This is a genomic window from Okeania sp. SIO2B3, from assembly GCF_010672525.1.
In the GTDB taxonomy this organism is placed as follows: domain Bacteria; phylum Cyanobacteriota; class Cyanobacteriia; order Cyanobacteriales; family Microcoleaceae; genus Okeania.
Genome location: NZ_JAAHGH010000001.1, coordinates 168,067 through 187,882, shown reverse-complemented (window position 1 = coordinate 187,882; position 19,816 = coordinate 168,067). Strand labels below are relative to the sequence as shown.

Annotated in this window: 12 protein-coding genes; 6 read left to right on the top strand and 6 right to left on the bottom strand. The window is 33.9% G+C overall.

Annotated features, from left to right (window positions below):
• Positions 1-955 precede the first annotated feature (955 nt).
• Positions 956-5,536, top strand: a complete 4,581-nt coding sequence (locus tag F6K15_RS00665) for a tetratricopeptide repeat protein (RefSeq protein ID WP_293055810.1) — start codon at positions 956-958, stop codon at positions 5,534-5,536.
• 234 nt (positions 5,537-5,770) lie between these two features.
• Positions 5,771-5,971, top strand: coding sequence for a hypothetical protein (locus F6K15_RS00660; RefSeq protein ID WP_293055807.1), 201 nt, complete (start codon positions 5,771-5,773; stop codon positions 5,969-5,971).
• Positions 5,972-6,303: 332 nt separating this feature from the next.
• Here F6K15_RS00660 and F6K15_RS00655 read toward each other — a convergent pair whose 3' ends face one another.
• A complete protein-coding gene (locus F6K15_RS00655; RefSeq protein ID WP_293055804.1) occupies positions 6,304-7,476 on the bottom strand; it encodes a DNA cytosine methyltransferase in 1,173 nt (390 codons plus the stop codon).
• 490 nt (positions 7,477-7,966) lie between these two features.
• Between F6K15_RS00655 and F6K15_RS00650 the strand changes: the two genes are divergently transcribed.
• The gene (locus F6K15_RS00650; RefSeq protein ID WP_293055801.1) at positions 7,967-8,449 is read left to right on the top strand and encodes a hypothetical protein; all 483 of its coding nucleotides are present in this window, start codon (positions 7,967-7,969) and stop codon (positions 8,447-8,449) included.
• A gap of 292 nt (positions 8,450-8,741) precedes the next feature.
• On the opposite strand, the gene F6K15_RS00645 is transcribed toward F6K15_RS00650, so the two are convergent.
• From F6K15_RS00645 to F6K15_RS00635, 3 genes are all read right to left on the bottom strand, one after another.
• On the bottom strand, positions 8,742-9,422 hold the full coding sequence (locus F6K15_RS00645) for a pentapeptide repeat-containing protein (protein ID WP_293055798.1): 681 nt from the start codon (positions 9,420-9,422) through the stop codon (positions 8,742-8,744).
• A 450-nt stretch (positions 9,423-9,872) separates the two neighbouring features.
• A complete protein-coding gene (locus F6K15_RS00640) occupies positions 9,873-11,549 on the bottom strand; it encodes a peptidylprolyl isomerase (RefSeq protein ID WP_293055795.1) in 1,677 nt (558 codons plus the stop codon).
• A gap of 556 nt (positions 11,550-12,105) precedes the next feature.
• On the bottom strand, positions 12,106-13,467 hold the full coding sequence (locus F6K15_RS00635) for a peptidylprolyl isomerase (RefSeq protein ID WP_293055793.1): 1,362 nt from the start codon (positions 13,465-13,467) through the stop codon (positions 12,106-12,108).
• Positions 13,468-13,778: 311 nt separating this feature from the next.
• On the opposite strand from F6K15_RS00635, the gene F6K15_RS00630 reads away from it, so the two are divergent.
• Complete coding sequence (locus tag F6K15_RS00630; protein WP_293055790.1) at positions 13,779-14,330, top strand: peroxiredoxin; 552 nt, start codon at positions 13,779-13,781, stop codon at positions 14,328-14,330.
• Between the two features lie 424 nt (positions 14,331-14,754).
• Here F6K15_RS00630 and F6K15_RS00625 read toward each other — a convergent pair whose 3' ends face one another.
• Complete coding sequence (locus tag F6K15_RS00625) at positions 14,755-14,892, bottom strand: hypothetical protein (RefSeq protein WP_293055787.1); 138 nt, start codon at positions 14,890-14,892, stop codon at positions 14,755-14,757.
• A 304-nt stretch (positions 14,893-15,196) separates the two neighbouring features.
• On the opposite strand from F6K15_RS00625, the gene F6K15_RS00620 reads away from it, so the two are divergent.
• Positions 15,197-16,231 carry an AI-2E family transporter gene (locus F6K15_RS00620; RefSeq protein ID WP_293055784.1) on the top strand — a complete coding sequence of 345 codons (1,035 nt, stop codon included), beginning with the start codon at positions 15,197-15,199 and terminating at the stop codon, positions 16,229-16,231.
• A gap of 598 nt (positions 16,232-16,829) precedes the next feature.
• Here F6K15_RS00620 and F6K15_RS00615 read toward each other — a convergent pair.
• Complete coding sequence (locus F6K15_RS00615) at positions 16,830-17,666, bottom strand: prephenate/arogenate dehydrogenase (protein WP_293056135.1); 837 nt, start codon at positions 17,664-17,666, stop codon at positions 16,830-16,832.
• Between the two features lie 36 nt (positions 17,667-17,702).
• Between F6K15_RS00615 and F6K15_RS00610 the strand changes: the two genes are divergently transcribed.
• Positions 17,703-19,253, top strand: a complete 1,551-nt coding sequence (locus tag F6K15_RS00610) for a pentapeptide repeat-containing protein (protein ID WP_293056133.1) — start codon at positions 17,703-17,705, stop codon at positions 19,251-19,253.
• Positions 19,254-19,816: the final 563 nt, after the last annotated feature.

Here is a 19,816-nt window from a genome sequence, read left to right as displayed (position 1 = left end):
TCGACATTTGTTACCGAATAATTAATAATTAATAATTAATAATTAAATAATTCGCGCCTTGAAGCCTCCCCTTTTAAGGGGAAAAAAGCGGTTGAGGGATGGCGAGGGGACCTCGCCATATCCAATCAACCAAGAGAAGAAATAATATTTCCTTATATTCAATTCCGTAGCGGTTTTAACCAGAGGTAATTATCAATTATCTATGATCAATTATCAATTAATGAAAAATGATAGGGACGTTGCATGGAACGTCCGTACCTCAGAAGGAAGAAGCAAGAAGGAAGAAGGGATAAATTTTGGGTATTGGTGAAGCGCGGGTATGATACTAATCTTAATTACTTAGGAGTAAACCCACCCGCAGGCCCCTCCCCTCCTGGGAGGGGAACGACCGAGTCAGGAGGGAAGAAAGAAGAAGAAACCCCGAGTATAAGGAGAAAGTTTTTTAGTCGCGTAAGCGGAACTGAGTTCTATTGCGCTCTTATCCAAACAGATATCATATCATGTCCGTTGGGGCGCGTTTGTGTAAACCCAAGAGTGAATATCTGGAAATTTAAGTTTTTTTCTTGCTCTTAAGCATTCCTACTTCTTCCCTCTTCCTTCTTGCTTCTTCCTTACCTTAGCTATACAATACCGATGCTACCGGACATGATATCATACCTCTTTTCACCAACGCCAAATATTGAAAAAAAGGGAAAAATAATAGATATAACTATCTAAAATAAACTGGAGCAACTATTTTTAAGCATATCTGTTCGAGATGTACTTTTCCATAGCATTCTTTTTTTAAACTGGTATTACAGGAGGTACTGATAACTGATAACTGATAACTGATAACTGAAGTAATGAGGGTAAAAAATAAAGGAATAGGAAATAGAAACTATTGCCCGCTTTTCAATTAAATTTTGAATCAAACCGAAAATTAACTTAATTAATAGTAGTAAAAAAAAGAGAGACAATGGCATCAACAAATCCTCCAGAAAGCCCAGCAGAAAAATTTCACCAAAAAGCAGAAGCTTATGTAGCCGAAAAAAAATTAGATGAGGCGATCGCTTCCTGTGAATTAGCTATAAAAATAGAAGAAAATTATGCTCCAGCTTACAAAACTTTAGGTAATGTTTGGCAAGCAAAAGGAAAATTAGAAGCTGCAGAAAATTACTATAAAAAAGCGTTAGAAATTAAATCAGATTGGCCGGAAGTATATGCTAATCTCGGCAGTTTATACGCCATGCAGCAAAAATGGCAAGAGGCAATATCCTATTATCAAAAAGCTGTAAATTTGAAGCCAGATTTTGCTGGAGTTTATCGCAATATGACTAAAGTATGGTTATGTTTAGGCAATGAAAAATCGGCTACATATTGTCAGTACAAAGCATTTTCTCTAGAACCTGAAAAAGCCACCCTAGAAGAAATTCTTAACTTAGGTAAAAATCTACAGCAACAGGGTAGTTTAAATGAGGCAATATCTTGTTATCGAATTGCTATTAAATTAAATGCTAATTCAGCAGAAGCTTATCAAAATTTAGGAGCTGCTTTAAAGGAGCAAGGGAATCTAGATGAAGCTACAGTTTGTTTTCGCAGAGCTATCGAACTTAGACCAACTAATACCAATACAAAAGTAGGAACTTCAACAGATATTAAAGCGAGTGAATATGATTTAATTTCTGGTAAAGAATTAGAGCCAGAAGATACTTTAGTTGGCAGTTTAAATAATCATCAAGAAAATGCTAATGATACCCTGACTGCGGCAGAACAGACAGATAATATTCCACCTCAACTAACAACTGCGATTAATACTGAAGATATAGAAACTTATATGATGGTGGCAGAGACTTATGTGAATCAGAAAAAATGGCAACAAGCTATTACTGTGAGTCAGAAAATTATTTCAATTAAACCAGAACCCAAAGCTTATAAAATAATTGGTAATTCTTTACAAGCTATGGGGAAATTACCAGCAGCATTAGATTCGTACAAAAAAGCATTAGAAATTAAACCAGATTTTGTAGAAGTACATGCAAATATAGGAACTATATTTGCTCAACAACAACAGTGGGAAAAAGCAATACAATATTATCGAAGAGCAATTGCAATTAAACCAGAATTTGCTGGAGCATATCGTAATTTAGCGAAAATTTATACCCAACTTAATCAGTCAGCAGCAGCAGCAGAATATTTGTTTCAAGTATTAAGACTAGAACCAGGAAAAGCCACAGCAGAAGAATTTTTATTTACCGGAAATAGTCTGAATGAAAATGGTCAATTAGAACAGGCGATCGCTTGTTATCAAGGGGCAATTCAGTTAAAGCCACAGTTAGTAGAAGCTAGTTATAAATTAGGAGAAATTTTAATTCAAAACGGTCAGTGGGGAGAAGCAGTTGCTTGTTATCAAAGAGTCATATCTGCAAATCCAAATAATGTAGAACCTTACGAAAAATTAGCAGATGCTTTATTAAATCAAGGACAGCTAGAGTCAGCTTTACAAAATTATCAAAAAGCCAAACAGCTAGAACCAAATAAAATAGAAGTCAAGCAAAAAATTGGAGGAATTTATTATAGATATGGAGAAGTTTTTCAAGAACAAGGAAAAATAGAAGAGGCAATCAAAGCTTACAGTCAAGCAACAGAAAATTATCCAGAATTTGATATTCCCTATGGAAAATTAGGAGAAATTTTCTCACAACAGGAAAAATGGTCAGAAGCTGCCAAAGTATATAAAAAAGCAAGTGAAATAAAATCAGATAATTCTTGGTATCACAATAGCTTAGGAGAAGCTCTCAAGAAATTAGAAAAATGGTCAGAAGCTGTTGAACCTTATCGTCGAGCAATAGAATTAAATCCTGACTTTTCTTGGTCTCATAATAACTTAGGAGACTGTCTATTAAAACTAGAAAAATGGTCAGAAGCTGTTGAACCTTATCGTAAAGCAATAGAATTAAATCCTGACTTTTCTTGGTCTTATATTAACTTAGGAAAAGCTTTGTGGTCAGCAGGAAATTGGCAAGAAGCAATAGACCCATATCGTCGCGCCATAGAATTAAAAGCAGACCTACCAGAAGCTTATCAAAAATTAGGAGATGCCCTGAAAAAACGCGCTCAATTAGATTTAGATGAAGCCATAAAATGGTACGAAAAAGCCATAGAAAATAACCCTGAAAATGAACAGCTTTATCATAAAGCATTAGAAATCAAACCAGAAGACCACAAACTTTATTTACAACTAGGTAATACATTAGTAAAAAAAGGAAAAACTCATGGAGCGATCGCCTTTTATCAGTTAGGTTTACAAATTAATCCAGATGACCCTGAAATTCAGGCAGAATTAGAAAAGATATTACCAAAAAAAAAGACTTTAAAGGAACAAGGAACAAGTAATAGGCAACAGGCAACAGGCAACAGGCAACAGGCAAATTTCACTCTTTTGAAAAGGGAGCAGGAAATAGAAAATAAGGAACAAACAAATATTGCTATTTCTCCCTCGACTTCTCCTGTCATTGAAAAAGAAGATACCTATCAATTATGGCTAAAAGAAAACTTACCCAGCTCAGAAAAACTAAAGAAGATGTCGGAAAATTTAGACACCTTTCGATATCAACCATTAATTAGTATTATCTTGCCAGAAAAAACAGCATTTCTAGAGTTTCAAGAGACAATTGAATCAGTTATAAATCAAGTTTATCCAAACTGGGAAATTTGTTATATTGCCGATAAACTTCCACAAAATCTAGAAACAGATAACAGAGTAAAATTAGTCTTGAAAGACGAAAGTGGAGATATTGCCATAAATTTAAATACTGCCTTAGCATTAGCAACAGGAGATTTTGTTACCCTCTTAAATTCTGACGATATTTTAACCCCAGATGCTCTTTATGAAATGGCGCTATTTCTGAATAAACATCCAGAAGCAGATATGGTTTATTCAGACGAAGATAAATTAACAAAAGAAGGGAAATTAACTCAACCATACTTTAAACCAGATTGGTGTTCAGACTCATTTTTATCTCGAATGTACACTGGTCATTTGTGTATATATCGCCGAGAATTACTAGAAAAATTGAACGGTTTTCGAGCAGGATATGAAAATAGTTATGAATATGATTTAATTCTGCGCTTAAGCGAAACAAGTCAAAAAATATTCCACATTCCCAAAATACTTTATCACAACAAAATTTCTGAAAATGGAGTAGCAATAAATCAGAAAATTTCAGCAGAAACAGGCAAAAAAGCATTAGCAGAAGCATTAGAAAGAAGAGGAGAAAAAGGAACAATTTATAACCTCACTCAACATCCTGGTTTCTATCAAATTCGTTATCAAATTTCAGAGAAAAAGCTAGTCAGTATTATCATTCCCACCAGAAACTTAGGAGAAATTTTAGATAGATGTCTAGAGTCAATCTTTAGCAAAACAACCTACCCAAATTACGAAGTAATATTGATTGACAATGGCAGCGACGAATCAAAAACAAAAGATATTATCAAAGGGTGGAAAAATCAAGAACCACAACGTTTCAAATGTTATGAATATGATATTCCTTTCAATTTTTCCAAGCTCAATAACTTTGCCGCAGAAAAAGCAGAAGGAGATTATTTACTATTCTTAAATAATGACACAGAAGTAAAAACTCCTGACTGGTTAGAAGCAATGGTCGAACAAGCACAAAGAGAAAAAATAGGAGCAGTCGGTGCTTTATTATTATACCCAGACAATACAATTCAACACGCCGGAGTAGTATTAGGAATGAGGAGTATAGCAGACCATAGCCATCGTGGTTTTTCTCCCACTGATACTGGATATAATGGTCAAATTATTTCTGTGAATAATTATTCCGCCGTAACTGCCGCTTGTTTAATGTGTCGGCGAGAAGTATTTGAAGAAATGGGTGGGTTTGATGAAGAATTAGCCGTAGCATTTAACGACGTAGATTTATGTTTAAAAATGCTAGATAAAGGTTATCGAAATATTTATGTACCTCACGCTGTTTTGTATCACCATGAATCGAAAAGTAGGGGAGTAGAAAATACAGGAGAAAAACAATTACGTTTCCAACAAGAAATTCAGAAAATGAAGCAAAGGTGGAAATATTTAATAGATGAAGATCCTTGTTATAACCCTCATCTAACTCGACAACAAGAAGACTTCAGTTTAAGGATTAAAACAAATGTCGAAGTTGGTATTTCTTTATATGAAAAAGATCCAGAAATAGTTGGTTGTTCAATTGATGTACCCAAACCAGGAGTAGAAAAAGATATTAGTTCTATTTGTATAGGTGGATGGGTAGTAGGAAAAACATCTCCTCCAGTAACAGTAGAATTAATTGTAGCAGGCAAAGTCATCAGAGAAGTTCCTGCTAATTTACATCGTCCAGATGTAGGTCAAATTCATCCAGAAATTCCAGAGGCTAAATATTGTGGTTTTTGGGGAGAATTAGAAGTAATTGAATTTGCACCAGAGGTGAAAATTTCCTTAGAAGCTATTCTCAAAGATGGTTCCCATGTGCGACTGGGAATGGTGAATTTGAAATGTCCTAATTTGATTTAAAAGGAAGAAGGAAGAGGGAAGAAGGAAAAATTATCAAGATACTTGTCTGAAATGAATGAGTATTTCCTATTTCCTCTTTACTGAATAAGCAAGAACGAAGAAGCAAGAAGCAAGAAGCAAGAAGGAAAAATTATCAAGATATTTATCTAAAATCAATGAATATTTCCTATTCCCTCTTTACTGAAGAAGCAAGAAGGAAGAAGGAAAAATCATCAAGATATTTGTCTAAAATCAATGAGTATTTCCTATTCCCTCTTGACTGAAGAAGCAAGAAGGAAGAAGCAAGAAGGAAGAAGGAAAAATCATCAAGATATTTATCTAAAATCAATGAGTATTTCCTATTCCCTCTTGACTGAAGAAGCAAGAAGGAAGAAGGAAAAATCATCAAGATATTTGTCTAAAATCAATGAGTATTTCCTATTCCCTCTTGACTGAAGAAGCAAGAAGGAAGAAGAAAAAAACATCAAGATATTTGTCTAAAATCAATGAGTATTTCCTATTCCCTCATTTAGTGGAGATGTCTAATTTAAAATGGTAATTTTAACTGAATTGGAAAATTATTATCCTCACTTTTGCTATCAACTTTCACTCTATAGTTTTGATGATTATTAATACTCAAAAAATGCCAAGGAATAGGATTAATTTCTTATACTGTTAAAACTTTAATTATGTAGGAATAAAGAAGAAGGAAGAAGGAAAAATCATCAAAATATTTGTCTAAAATCAATGAGTATTTCCTATTCCCTCATTTGGTGGAGATGTCTAATTCAAAATGGTAACTTTAACTGAATTGGAAAATTATTATCCTCACTTTTGCTATCAACTTTCCCTCTGTAGTTTTGATGATTATTACTACTCAAAAAATGCCAAGGAATAGGATTAATTTCTTCTGCTGTGAAAACTTTAATTATGTAGGAACCAAATGCTTTTGCTAGAAGTGGCGGTACAGCATTGCAAATTTGTGTGTAGTTCTCAATTGTCGTACCCTTAAATATAAAGCGATCGGGAAATGATTGAATACGAGCACATTCTCTAGGCGATAAAAATCTATTCTCTTCAGGATGAATAGAAGTCATTCCTCTTGTCCAATAAGCAGTATAAGAAGGTAGATCCTTTTTTGCTCTTCTATATCCTCCACAATAAGTTACTTTATTCTCTTCATATTTGTCTATAAATACTTTCATTCCTTCTCCCATAGGAACAGAACTAATTTTTTCTAAAACTCTTTGACTATGATTTTGAGTAGTGTGGTTTTCTACATTTTTACTCCCTTCTCTCGCCCAAACTTGATATGCAAATTCAGGCAATTTATCATAATCAAAAATCCCTACTTTTTCCCCAATTCCTACTTGAGCTAGATCGGATATTGCTTGCCAAATAGTAATTGCTTTTTCTGTACCTAAAACCTCACCAAATTCTGAATGAGTTGCCTTTGGTTTTTCCGGTTTAAATTCTTTTGCTCCTATTACAAAAAATCTTTGACGTTTTTGTGGTACTCCATAATGACTTGCATCAATTAAACATGAATTCCAGTAATAAGACATTGAATTAAGGCGACTTTTAAGAGCTTGATAATAAACACCATTATATAGTCGTTTAAAACCAGGTACATTTTCAAATATCCACACTTGAGGAGAAAGCATTTCTACAAGATTAAAAAACGTCCAAACTAGACTATTTCGAGGGTCTTTTTCTTTTTTATAACCCTCATTACTAAAACCTTGACATGGAGGACTACCTACTATTAAGTCAGGATTAAGTAAGTTTTTATCTGGATTAAATTTAGTTAAATCTAGGCAAAAGATTTGATTACCTAAATTAGCTCTAGCTGTGCGACAAGCTGATTCATTTATATCATAGGAACCTAAATGTTTTAATCCAAGCATTTGTAATCCACAACCCCAACCACCTGCACCACTAAAAAAGTCAAGATAATTCATTAATTGATAATTGATAATGGATAATTGATAATTACCTTGGATTTTAACCGTTACGGAATTGAATATAAGGACATATTATTTCTTTTTTCCTCTTAAAAGGGGAAGCTTTAAACTATAGCAATCAGGAATCAGTTGTGAGAATTAAAGTATTCCTTAAAAGTATAGAATATAGCAATTATTACATTCATATGATACGTTTTTTTCTTCTTCTCTGTTGCCTGTTACCTTCCGGAGCTATTGCCTAAAAGTTTCCAATATCTCACAACTAAAATCATATTGCTATAGAATTATTTAATTACTAATTATTCGGTAAGCTTCATCAATACCACTCCTATAGTTTTATATATTTCTTTGAATCACCTTAACCATAAGGAAGAGGTAAAAATCACCCAATTAGGAACGGTTTATAATTTTTACCCGGAATTTACTGTCTCATCTTAGAACTATCAAACAGAAATAAATAACCCAATTAATTCCTAGAGAACTTTAGATGAATACTCAAACTAACCTCAACAAAATTATTAGTCTCAGTTTGGTTGCTTTAACTGCTACTTCTTTGTCATTTGCAACTATAATTCCCACGAAAGTTGCTTTTGCAGAACCAAGACAGTCAAAAAGTGTAAGTCCAGGTCTAATGAACGAAGGGATGAATGGAGTGTGGAATTTGCAATGGAGAGTAAATGGGTGGTTACACAGGGGACGTTTAAGAATGGATGGAAATTTTGGAACTATGATTGTCAATGTCACTGGACCTAATGGTAGAAAAGTTTATGCCGAACAACAAATGAATATGGTTCCAGATACTAATGGTTATACTCTTCAGGGTAGTAGACCTACTTATCCTGGTAGTAATAAGATAAACCCTGACTATAAACCTGATAATTTTTATGTTGAATGGGATAATTATGGTAATTTAGAAATGAGAAACTGTACTGATTATCATGATTGTATTCCAGTCAAGATAACAAAATAGCCTTAGTAAATTAAATCAAGTTTAATCAAGTTATTGTAGGGGTAAGTTTGGCAAAAAACCTATCCCTAATTAGTTATATATAATTTCTCAAATAGATAAAAGTTTTTGATTTTAAGGAACACTGGAATAGGGAATAAACAAAAGGAAAAAAATACTGTATCTCATTAATATGAGAATCCCTATAAATTAAGATTTATCACAATAAACTTTGTCTTATGTTTGCTTAATAGTACAATCAAAAAAAATCCCTCCTGAATTATGAGAACCGATAACTAAAATGACTACTACTTAACTAATCATTAATTGAACCATCAGGCATAATTGTTCCTCTCATAATTACTCCATTTAAATCTACATCAGTAATAATTGCACCTTCCAAATTAGCATTACTTAAATTAGTTTCTTGTTTATAACCCCGGAAATAGAAACTATGAAAATCTGTTCCATTCAAATTAGTATCAGCAAGATTAGCATATTCCAAGTTAGTACCACGGAGACTAGCATTACTTAAATTAGCCTTTTCTAGATTTGCTCCCCAGAGTCTTGCTTCTAACAAATTAGCATTAACTAAATTGGCATTACTTAAATCTGCTAAAGTTAGGTCAGCTTCCAACAAACGAGTGTTACTTAAGTTTGAATTTGTTAAATTAGCTCTATTAATATCTGCTCTGTATAAATTAGCTCCTGTTAAATTAGCTCCTGTTAAATTAGCTCCCGAAAAGTTAACACCATTCAAATCTGCACCCTGGAAATTTGCACCAGTTAAATTAGCTCCCGAAAGATTCGCATTACTTAGATTAGTTTCATGTAAATCTATCTCACTTAAATCGCACTGTTTCCATAAAAATGATACGCACCAATTATCTTGTAGTAGATGATTAATATCTTCAGAATTAGCTGCTATGACTGGTATGGATAAACTAAAATAAATTAAAGAAATGGCTAAGGTAATAGCGGCTAAAAATTTCATCATATCTCGTTATTTTGATTGAATTTAAATTACATCTTTTTGAACCTATGAAGGTAGAAAACAGCTTAACGAAGTCAGAAGTCCCCAAGTCAGAAGTCAAATTAGTAATGAAAAAACTTATCCTCTTGCTTAAACAGTAAATCTTTCTATTTTCCCTACTCCCCCGCTCCCCTACTCCCCTTTTGCTATAAAAAAGAAACTTTATCCAAAATCAATATAATAATATAAAATTCGCTAGTACAACTTTTATGTAATATTTTGTAAAAATTGTCTAGCGAACTAAATAACCCTTTTAATCTTACCGAATAATTCAGGTTTAAAGCCTCTCCTTTAAAGGAGAAAGAAGAAAAAATTTTCACGCTCCGCGTCAATCCTATCCGTTTTCAAGGAGATGTATTTGTTAATTATTAATTATTAATTATTAATTATTAATTATTAATTATTGAACATCCCTTAACCAAGACGGAGAGCATAATCATCAGGACTTACTGCAAAAATGTTATTTTCAACATCTTCTATAGAAGTCTCTGAAACTACTCCTAATATAAATCCACTGTCGGACAGTCTAATTACTGTGTCATCACCGAATAATTCATAAGTTAACCCTTCAGAAGGAATGAAATTAGCAACCACGATAATTTGATCGTTATCTGCGACATTAAAATCAGTAATCAAGTCAGCTTCGTCTATTTCTTCTATGCCATCAATAATATTAGCTCGCAGAATAAAACTATCTGCACCCAAACCACCAGTCAGGATATCAATACCATGATCGCCAATTAGAATATCGCCTCCTTTGCCACCTATTAATTCATCATCACCTTTTCCACCTCGCAGAAAGTCTCGACCGTCACGACCGCTAACTATATCATCACCTTCATTACCACTCAGGATATCTGTACCATTACCACCAGATATTTCATCATCACCTGCCAAACCCATAATTGCGAAAGATGAATCAGTATCAGCATCGCTTATTTCAAAAACATCAATAACATCATCACTCTCTGTTCCAATAGTGGTTGTGAAAGAAGAATCAACAACATCTATATCCAGCACGCTCTCACTGTCATCATTTTCAGCTACCTCAGTTGTTTCTTCTGGTTCTTCATCTTCATCTTCATCAACAGCGCTAGCTATTTCATCACCCTCATCATCATCTTCACTGTCTGAATTTTCTTCTCCTTCTCCTTCTTCTTCTCCTTCAACCTCTTCTTCTCCTTCAACTTCTTCATCAATAGTTTGCGTAATTTGACTGGAAAGGATAGTATCATTATTTAGTATAGATGTCTCAACAATATCATCCGGGGCTGAATTAGCATCGCTATCATCATTTTCATTTTCAGTATCTTCATCCATAGCAAGAACATAAGATACCTTCACTTCATTGTCCGCATTAACCCAATCATTGAGTAAATCTGAGTCAGTAGCTATCTCTGAAGTTCTACTAGATATATCTCCGTCAACTACCCTAGCTACAAGAATGCGATCGCCCTCTCGAATCTCTTGCACAAAATCAAAACCTTCAGTCACTTCACCGAATACTGCATAACTGCCATCCAGTTGATCGGCAATATTATCTAAAGAGAAGTAAAATTGTGAAGAAGCTGTATCTAGTGCTTGAGAGCGAGCCATCGCTATTACCCCTGCTTCATGGGATAGCTCTACTGGATCGGCAACTACCTCGTTATAGACAATTTCTCCTGTTTCTGCAACTTGAATTTCCAAAGGTATTTCCCGTGGTGCCTCTGTTGCGGGGTTAACAAATTTTCCTGAGCCTAAATCTTCAATCAAAAAATCAGGATCTCTTCCCTGGGGGTCGCCACCTTGAACTACAAAACCATCTACAAACCGATGGAATGCCAGAGCATCATAGAAATTTTGCTCTACCAGATCGACAAAGTTTGCTGCTGTGACTGGAGCAGCGGCAGAATTGAGTGTAACAGTAATTTTTTCTCTCTCACCACGCTCTTCTTCATTTTCATTTTCCTCTTCTTCATTTTCTTCATTTTCTTCTTCTTCTTCCTGGGAGACCCTCTGTACCACCATTTCTACAGTGACTTCTTGGCCTTCTAAATCAGCTAATTCTAGCTCTTCTAAATATTCTGCGGTACTTTTTTCTTCGTCCATTTGTTAATTAGTTCCTTAGTTTTCCAAAATTTGCTACTTTATTATATTCTATCCTTAAATTTTGTTGGCGACAAAACTGCTTAAATACATGAAAAAAGTCAATTTAAAAGAGGATAAACTTCTTTTAATTATTTTCGAACACTCCATGATTTTTTTCACTCTTGCATAGCAAAGTTTAAGAGCTGATTTATAGCAATCCTAAATTGCTTGTAACAAACAATTTTTATAATAGTTAGTTAATTTGAACTGAAAACCTTTAAAATTATGATTCCTGACTCCTGTACGAGCGAACGACAGTTCGCCCCTACCATCAAAATATTACAAATTAAATAGGATTGCTATAGCTTCAGTTAAAACTCAAATACTTTACTTTACGGAATAATTAACCTTTAAAGCCTCTCCTTTCAAAGAGAAACAAGCGGTCGAGGGATGGCTCCGAAACCTGCGCCATATCCAATCGACCAAGAGAGAAAAATTTTTCATAATTAGTCAATCCTATCCATTTTCAAGGATAGGCAATTATTAATTATTAATTATTAATTATTAATTGTTTAAATTATCCAATTCTCAAAGCTGCATCTCCAAAAGGCAGTGCATCAGGAACAGAAATAGTAGTAAAATCGACAAAGAAACTGGCGCTTCTAACTTCTTCTGCTGTGGAATTATTAACAGTACCAAGAATGATATTATCTTCCTCTGTTTCACCTTCTAATTGAATTACTGTATCATTTTCTTCTTGAGTAAAAGACAGAGAAGAAATTTGCACCGAAATACCTATTCTATCCCCTTCCGAAAAATTAAAATCTGCAATTATATCTGCATTATTTTCTTCATTTTCTATTAAGGTCAAAATAAAAGTATCTGCACCTGCTTCACCTAATAAATTATCCGTACCAGCATCACCAATTAAAATATCATTTCCTTCCCCACCACTTAATACATCGCTATCTTTACCACCGCGTAAAAAATCATCTCCTCCATCACCAAATAAAGTATCATTATCTAAGTTCCCATTCAGAATATCATCATCGAGACCACCAGATAATAAATCAAATCCTTTTCCACCCCGAAGATAATCAGAACTATCTCCACCATTTAAACTATCATCTCCTTGATTACCATTAATTACATCATTAAGTATTGAACCTGTAATTTCATCATTTCCTTCTAATCCCAAGACACCAAATACTTCTTGAGATAATTCTGTGGAAATTGGAAAAATATCGTCTCCTTCTGTTAAAACTTGAAAGAAATCAATAGGTAATGGAATATTGGCACGATTAACAATATTAATAAAATTATTGAGCAGAGTAGTATCAGTAATAATTTGTGAAACTCGACTAGGAACTATTCCTTGAGTAACTCTCGCAGCAGTAATACTATCGCCTAATTCTATTTCTTCTATAACATCCAACCCATCTATTACATTACCAAATATGGCAAAACTACCATCTAAGAATGATAAATCATTCAAGGGAATATAAAATTGAGAAGATGCAGAATTTAACTCTGTTGCACGAGCCATTCCAATTGCACCTACTACATTTGGCAGTTGTACTGGAGGAGAAACTATTTGATTGTAAATAATTTCTTGCCCAAGTCCTAACGGCCGAATTTCTAAAGGAATAAATCGAGTTTCATTTGTTAGTGGATCGACAAAATCACTACTTCCTAAAAGTTCCAAAGGAATATCTGGATTTCTACTGAAAGGGTCTCCTGCTTGAACTAATGAAAATTGTGGTTGATTTTCGATGCGATGAAATCTAACACCATCATAAAAATTTCGTTCTACTAAATCAACAAAATTACCTCCAGTTATTGGTGCATTTATACCATCAACTTCTATAGTAACTATTTGATTGTCGATAACCATTAATACTGTTGCCGGACTTGATATTTGTGGTAAATCTTCTTCCATTTTTCCTAATTTTATGGGTAAAGTTTTTGTACAAGTTGCTTATTATATAATAAAAATAAATTTTCTTGCTTTTCTGATAAACGCTATTTTTCCTCAAAATCCGAAATATTAGATTTGAACAATTTCCCCATAGAAAATTTGTTCCTAAATTTATCTTTAATATGGGTTTAATACCCCACCGTCACTTGCGGTGCTGAAAATTGCTTGGGGTTATAAGACACGGAGTGGCCTTTTGAAGACTATCCATCAGAAATTTTCCCTTCTGCCTTCTTCAAGTAAACTTATATAAAGTAGAGTTTTCATCGTAAATTATGACCACCCGTCGGAATCTAATTAGTATATTTTTAGCTAGTTGTTTAGCTTTGATAACTTGGTTTAACTTTATTCCTAATACTTGGGCACTTGGAGGCAAATTACCGGAGTTAAACCAACCAGCACCAGAATTTACTTTACCCACAAATACTGGAGATGGAGAAATTTCTTTATCTGATTATCAGGGTAAGTGGGTAGTGCTTTATTTTTATCCTAAAGATTTTACTTCTGGTTGTACTATTGAGGCGCGTAGGTTTCAACAAGATTTACCAAAATATATTTCTAGAAATGCTCAAATTTTAGGTGTTAGTGCAGATGATATAGACTCCCATGCAGAATTTTGTGATTCTGAAGGATTGAAATTTCCATTGTTAGCTGATACGGATGGAAGTGTTAGTAAAGCTTACGGTTCGTGGATGAATTTTTTCTCAATGCGACATACTTTTATTATCGATCCAGATGGAATGTTAGAGGAAATTTTTCTAGGAGTAAGACCGCCTATTCATAGTCAAGAAGTTTTAGCACGTTTAGATGAATTGCAACAGAGTTAACTAAGTTAATTAAGTAGGGAGCTATGCGCCACTCCCTACTAATTTTAAGTAGCAGATGAATTATTGCTACATATAGGCTTTTTTCCTCTCAGTATTATTTCTGGCGTAATTATTCCAGGTTCTTTACTTATACAAATTATTGAATTAGTTGTATGATCTCCTTCTAGAAATACTGCACCTCTAAAGCTATTTCAATAATTAATAATTAATTATTAATTATTAATTATGACCTCTCCTTCTTTAAATGAAGCTGCATAGAATAATATTTCAAGTATAGTTGACCGCAGATCGGTGTAAATAAATAGGGCTTGCTGATTACATCTAACAGCATTGACATATAAATACTTTAGCCTTTTTTGGTTCAAAAAAAGTGCCTGTTATCACGTCTAAAACGCTCAAAAAGGAGCGTATTTTAGACTCATAGTTAAGCAGAAAAATCATTCTGACAATTACTTACTCCTACCTTCTCACTCATTCCCATTTCTTCTGTCTCCTGTCTTCCCCTCCCCCGACTGTGGAGGGGCGAGGGGTGGGTTGTTTCCTGTCTCCTACCCTTACCCATAAGACTCTTTCAGCAAACCCTAAATATAGATCAATGAATGAATTTCATCATTCTATGCAACCTCATATAAAACTGGTATAAATACAATATTTATAGTATATAGTATAGCAATTATTACCCTTGGTGAGATACACAAGTTTTCGATTTGAGGGAATAGGGAATAAGGAAAAAAAAATCCTGTACCTGATGAATATGAGAACCGCTATATCATTGATTTGATAACTAAATATCAACACCTTTTCCCCAAAAAATCATAATTTTTAAGTTAATCTATTAATCTATGGAAGAGAAATAACTAAAAATTATGCTGAATGTATTAAATAAAAGATTATTTTGGTTCTTAGCATTACCAATAATTGTCATAAATGGTTGGGCTTTACTCCAAATATTTCAATATTTTGGTCGGATAATTACAATAGCCGTCTCTGCAACCTTACTCTCATTCCTGCTAGATTACCCAGTGTTTTTTTTAGAGAAACATCAAGTTAAACGCCCCAGAGCAGTTATTTTAGTATTCTTAATAGCATTAGTAATTATATTAGTTTTAGGAGTTATTCTAATTCCCCTGCTATTAGAACAACTTACCGGATTTATTGAAAAATTTCCTAGTTGGCTCGCATCAGGAAATCAACAATTAGAATCATTTGACCAATGGGCACATAAACAGAAATTACCGATTAATTTAACCCTTTGGACAAATCAATTTACAGAAAGCTTATCTTCTCAATTGCAAGATATTACAGGAGACATTATTAGTTTCATTGTTAATACATTAGGTAGAATTTTTGACATTTTAATCACCATCATTATCACTTTTTACCTAATGTTGCATGGCGATCGCTTATGGGATGGGATATTTAATTGGTTGCCCAATCACCTAGAGATTCATGTACGCAAATCATTAAGACAAAACTTTCAAAATTACTTTATTGGTCAGGCTACATTAGCTTGTTTAATGGGTGTAGCTATGACTATAGGTTTATTAGTTCTAGGAGCTCCTTTTGGTTTATTATTTGGCATCGGAATTGGTTTAATGACTTTAATTCCTTTTGGTACAGCTTTAGGTGTAACTCTCGTAAGTTTATTGATAACTTTAGAAGATTTTTGGCTAGGTATAAAAGTTTTAATAGTGATAGTTTTAATAGAACAAGCAATTGAAAACTTTGTTGCTCCTAGAATACTTGGAGGCTTCACCGGTCTTAATCCTGTCTTGATTTTAGTTAGTTTATTAGTGGGGGCACAAGTATGGGGAGTTTTGGGTTTATTAATTGCTGTACCCATAGCAGGTTTTGTCAAAAATACTGTTAATTACCTCCGCTACTATTCAGAATTTCATTAAAGGAAAGTACACCGTTTTACGGAAGTCAAAAGTTAAAAGTTAAAAGTTAAAAGTTAAATTTTATTAGCTCAAATACTGTTTCACGGAAGTCAAAAGTTAAAAGTTAAAAGTTAAAAGTTAAAAATTAGATTTTATCAGCTCAAAACTTTAATATTACAGTAATTTCAGGAAAATATTGAACATTTACAAGGAGTGAAACTATTTATGACACCTTTAAAGTGAATTGGTATTACAGCAGTTTTCGAGTTTTGGAGGTACAAAATTTTATTGCCCTAGTGCCGCTACGCGGAAGTTAAAAGTTAAAAGTTAAAAGTTAGTTAAAAGTTAAAAGTCAATCATTTTTGATTTGTAATTGTTTTGGGATTTTGTAACTGGTAAGTTATTTCCACCATCCTGCACTAGGGAGCAGGAAACAGGGAACAGGAAATACAAGAATAGTCTTACAATGTACCTCATGCTTCCTCAAAAGTGCTGTAAAACTCAGAGAAAGTAAGATTCTTCCTTCTTCCTTCTTCCTTCTTCCTTCTTCCTTCTTCCTTCTTCCTTTTTCCTTTTTCCTTCTTCCTTCTTCCTTTTTCCTTCTTCCTTCTTTCTTCTGCTATAAAAATAGTTTTCTATTTTGCTCTGTAGAGCTTAACTTTTCTTCCAGAGTATGCCAATCTTCTTGTTCAATTTGTTGAATAAACTGGTCAATTTGTTCGCGAAAAGAATAGAGCGATCGTAACACTTCCAAACGATTATATTTGGCCATCATTAGTCCTAATTCAGGATTACCTCCTCCCACCCTGCTAGTGTCACGGAAGCCAGAACTAGCCAAATCTTGTGCTAACTTGAAAACTGTAGGATTAGTCTCGCTCATACAAGCAAGAATCAAACTAGCACTGGCCATAACAGGCAAATGAGAAATCCAAGCAACAGCTCGATCATGTTCATCAGGATCGCAAAAGTAAACTTTGCTCTTGAGCATCCTAGCTATTGCTTCAACTTTCTCTATAGACCCTAGGGGAGTATTTTCCGTAGGGGTGATAACATAAGGTCTATTTTGAAATAAACCCAACTGAGCCACTTCAATTCCATTTTCTGCTTTGCCAGCCATGGGGTGTCCACCTACAAAATTAGGCCAAACTTGGAAAACAGCTTCCACAATAGGTACCTTAACCGAACCGACATCGGTTAAAATTGTAGTGGGAGAAAGAAAAGGAATCAGCTCTTCTAAAGTAGGAATAATAACAGCGATGGGAGTACAAATAAATATTACATCAGCAATAGATAATAAAGATAGATCCAAACTGGCCTCATCAACAGCCCCAAGAGCGAGTGCCTTTTGACAAGTTTTTTCTCGACGAGATACCCCAAGAACACGATAACCTAGGGTTCTTAAATCCAATCCAATTGAGCCACCGATTAAACCTAATCCGACAATACCTATATTAATCATAATCAAATGGGGATTATACCAGAGTCCGCCCTAATGATAATCGAAGAACTTCAAAAAAAATATGCTGCTGGTGAAAGAGACTTTACTGACTTCAATCTTTTTGAGGCCAATCTTAGTGGTATTAATCTCAGTGGTGCAAATCTTAGCAGAGTCAATCTCAGCGTTGCTAACCTCAGTGGAGCAAATTTAAGTGATGCTAACCTCAGTAAAGCTAAACTTAATATTACTAAACTTAACGGCGCTCATCTTAGTGGCACTAACTTAAATGATGCTGATCTTAATGTAGCTAATCTAGTTTTAGTTAATCTAAAAAAAGCTCAATTAGTTGGTGCTAAATTGATAAGAGCAGAGCTAATTAGGGCAGAATTAAGTGAAGCTAATCTATCTTTTGCTGATTTAAGTGGAGCAAGTCTGGTAGAAGCCACACTCAGAAAAACGAATCTTAGTGGTGCTAACTTAAAGGGAGCTAACCTGCGCTTTGCTTCTATGACAGGAGCTAATTTAATAGAAACTAACCTGCAAGGAGTAGACCTTAGTGGTGCTGACCTTAGTGGCGCTGACCTTAGTGGTGCTGAACTGAGACAAACTGATTTGACTGGTGCTAACTTGAATGGAGCTGATTTAAGTGGGGCTAATTTACGTTGGGCGACTATGATTGGGGCTAACCTGAAGTGGGCTAATCTTAGTGATGCCAAGCTTAGTGGTGCTGACCTAAGTAGATCTGACTTGTCCCAAGCTAATCTTTTAAATACTAGTTTAGTTCATGCTGATTTATCAAATGCTTGTTTAATTGAAGTAGATTGGATTGGATCGGATTTAACAGGTGCAACTTTAACAGGTGCAAAAATTTATGGTGCTTCTCGCTTAGGAATTAAAATAGAAGCAGCAATCTGTGAATGGTTTGACTTGAGTGCTAATGGAGATCAAAGTAAAGTCCATTATCTCAATTCTGAGAAAATAACAAGTTTCTTTCACCAGACTCTTCCTAAAGTAAAAATTATTGTTGATGCTCCCTTAGATAGTTCTAGTCATTATGCTCTAGCCGCAACATATTATCAAATTAGTAAGTATTTACCAGAGCTCAATCAACCACCTTCTATACAAATTAACTCTTGTCGAACAATAATCTCGTTTCAAATGAACAGCGACAAGAAACTATTTGCTACTGCTTATGCTGCTATTATTGCTTTTAATGATGCTGCTAAGACACAAGAGAAAATTAGCAATATTATGAAAATGCTTAACTCTCAAGATATAAACTATTTAACTCCTGTATCAGCTCAAAAAATTCAGCAGTTAACTACGGTTTTCAGCCAATCTATTAAACAAGTTAATCGAATTAATAAAGACAAGGAATTACTGAGGTTTTGCAACGGAATTAAGTTTTTTCAGACACCAACAAAAATAACCCTGCTTAATTCAAGCAATCAAACCTTTAATGTTTATCATCATCCTACATTTGGTAAGCGAAAAGTAAGTAAAAATAGTGAAGTAGACACGATCATTCAAGTACCTCAAACAGAGTCATATTCTCTAAATACAATTATGGATTTTATTGATGGTTTTCATAACTTTGAACATTAGTTTATTTATACAACATCATTATTAATAATGATGATCTCAAATTTAAAAGTTTTATTCTTTCAGAGTTGTTTGTTATTTTACATTAATGGGACTGATACCAGAATAAAATATTTGTTACATTAGTACAATAGAAAACTTGTATACAATACAATACAATGCCTCTAGATTAACTCAAACTTTGTGAGAGAAAATCCTCTTCTCTCAAAGAGATTTAAGATTTTCCCCTATTCCCTAAAATCTTGAATTTTGTACTTCACCTAAATTGCAGCAAACTATAAAATGATAGAGTTGAAAAAAACTCGACACAAAATTTGATCTTAAAAGTCAAAGCAAGATAAATACAGCAAATTACAATTATATGAAGTACAAACATTAACAATAAAACTTTTGTGGTCGGCCATCTTGGCCGCTACTGGTCTACATCACTTAGATAAAATCTTCTGTATCTTGATGATTAATGTAGCAGTGTTAATTTTAATTTGGCATAAAATATTTTGGAATTAAGGAAAAGGCTGTTAGATTTATTTTCTATTCCTGGATTTTTTACAAATTATTTAAGACTG

What these genes read in the sequence shown, in the direction of transcription:
- F6K15_RS00665 (WP_293055810.1), top strand. Translation starts at nt 956, where the DNA reads ATGGCATCAACAAATCCTCCAGAAAGCCCAGCAGAAAAATTTCACCAA.
- F6K15_RS00660 (WP_293055807.1), top strand. Translation starts at nt 5,771, where the DNA reads ATGAGTATTTCCTATTCCCTCTTGACTGAAGAAGCAAGAAGGAAGAAG.
- F6K15_RS00655 (WP_293055804.1), bottom strand. Translation starts at nt 7,476, where the DNA reads ATGAATTATCTTGACTTTTTTAGTGGTGCAGGTGGTTGGGGTTGTGGA.
- F6K15_RS00650 (WP_293055801.1), top strand. Translation starts at nt 7,967, where the DNA reads ATGAATACTCAAACTAACCTCAACAAAATTATTAGTCTCAGTTTGGTT.
- F6K15_RS00645 (WP_293055798.1), bottom strand. Translation starts at nt 9,422, where the DNA reads ATGATGAAATTTTTAGCCGCTATTACCTTAGCCATTTCTTTAATTTAT.
- F6K15_RS00640 (WP_293055795.1), bottom strand. Translation starts at nt 11,549, where the DNA reads ATGGACGAAGAAAAAAGTACCGCAGAATATTTAGAAGAGCTAGAATTA.
- F6K15_RS00635 (WP_293055793.1), bottom strand. Translation starts at nt 13,467, where the DNA reads ATGGAAGAAGATTTACCACAAATATCAAGTCCGGCAACAGTATTAATG.
- F6K15_RS00630 (WP_293055790.1), top strand. Translation starts at nt 13,779, where the DNA reads ATGACCACCCGTCGGAATCTAATTAGTATATTTTTAGCTAGTTGTTTA.
- F6K15_RS00625 (WP_293055787.1), bottom strand. Translation starts at nt 14,892, where the DNA reads ATGGGTAAGGGTAGGAGACAGGAAACAACCCACCCCTCGCCCCTCCAC.
- F6K15_RS00620 (WP_293055784.1), top strand. Translation starts at nt 15,197, where the DNA reads ATGCTGAATGTATTAAATAAAAGATTATTTTGGTTCTTAGCATTACCA.
- F6K15_RS00610 (WP_293056133.1), top strand. Translation starts at nt 17,703, where the DNA reads ATGATAATCGAAGAACTTCAAAAAAAATATGCTGCTGGTGAAAGAGAC.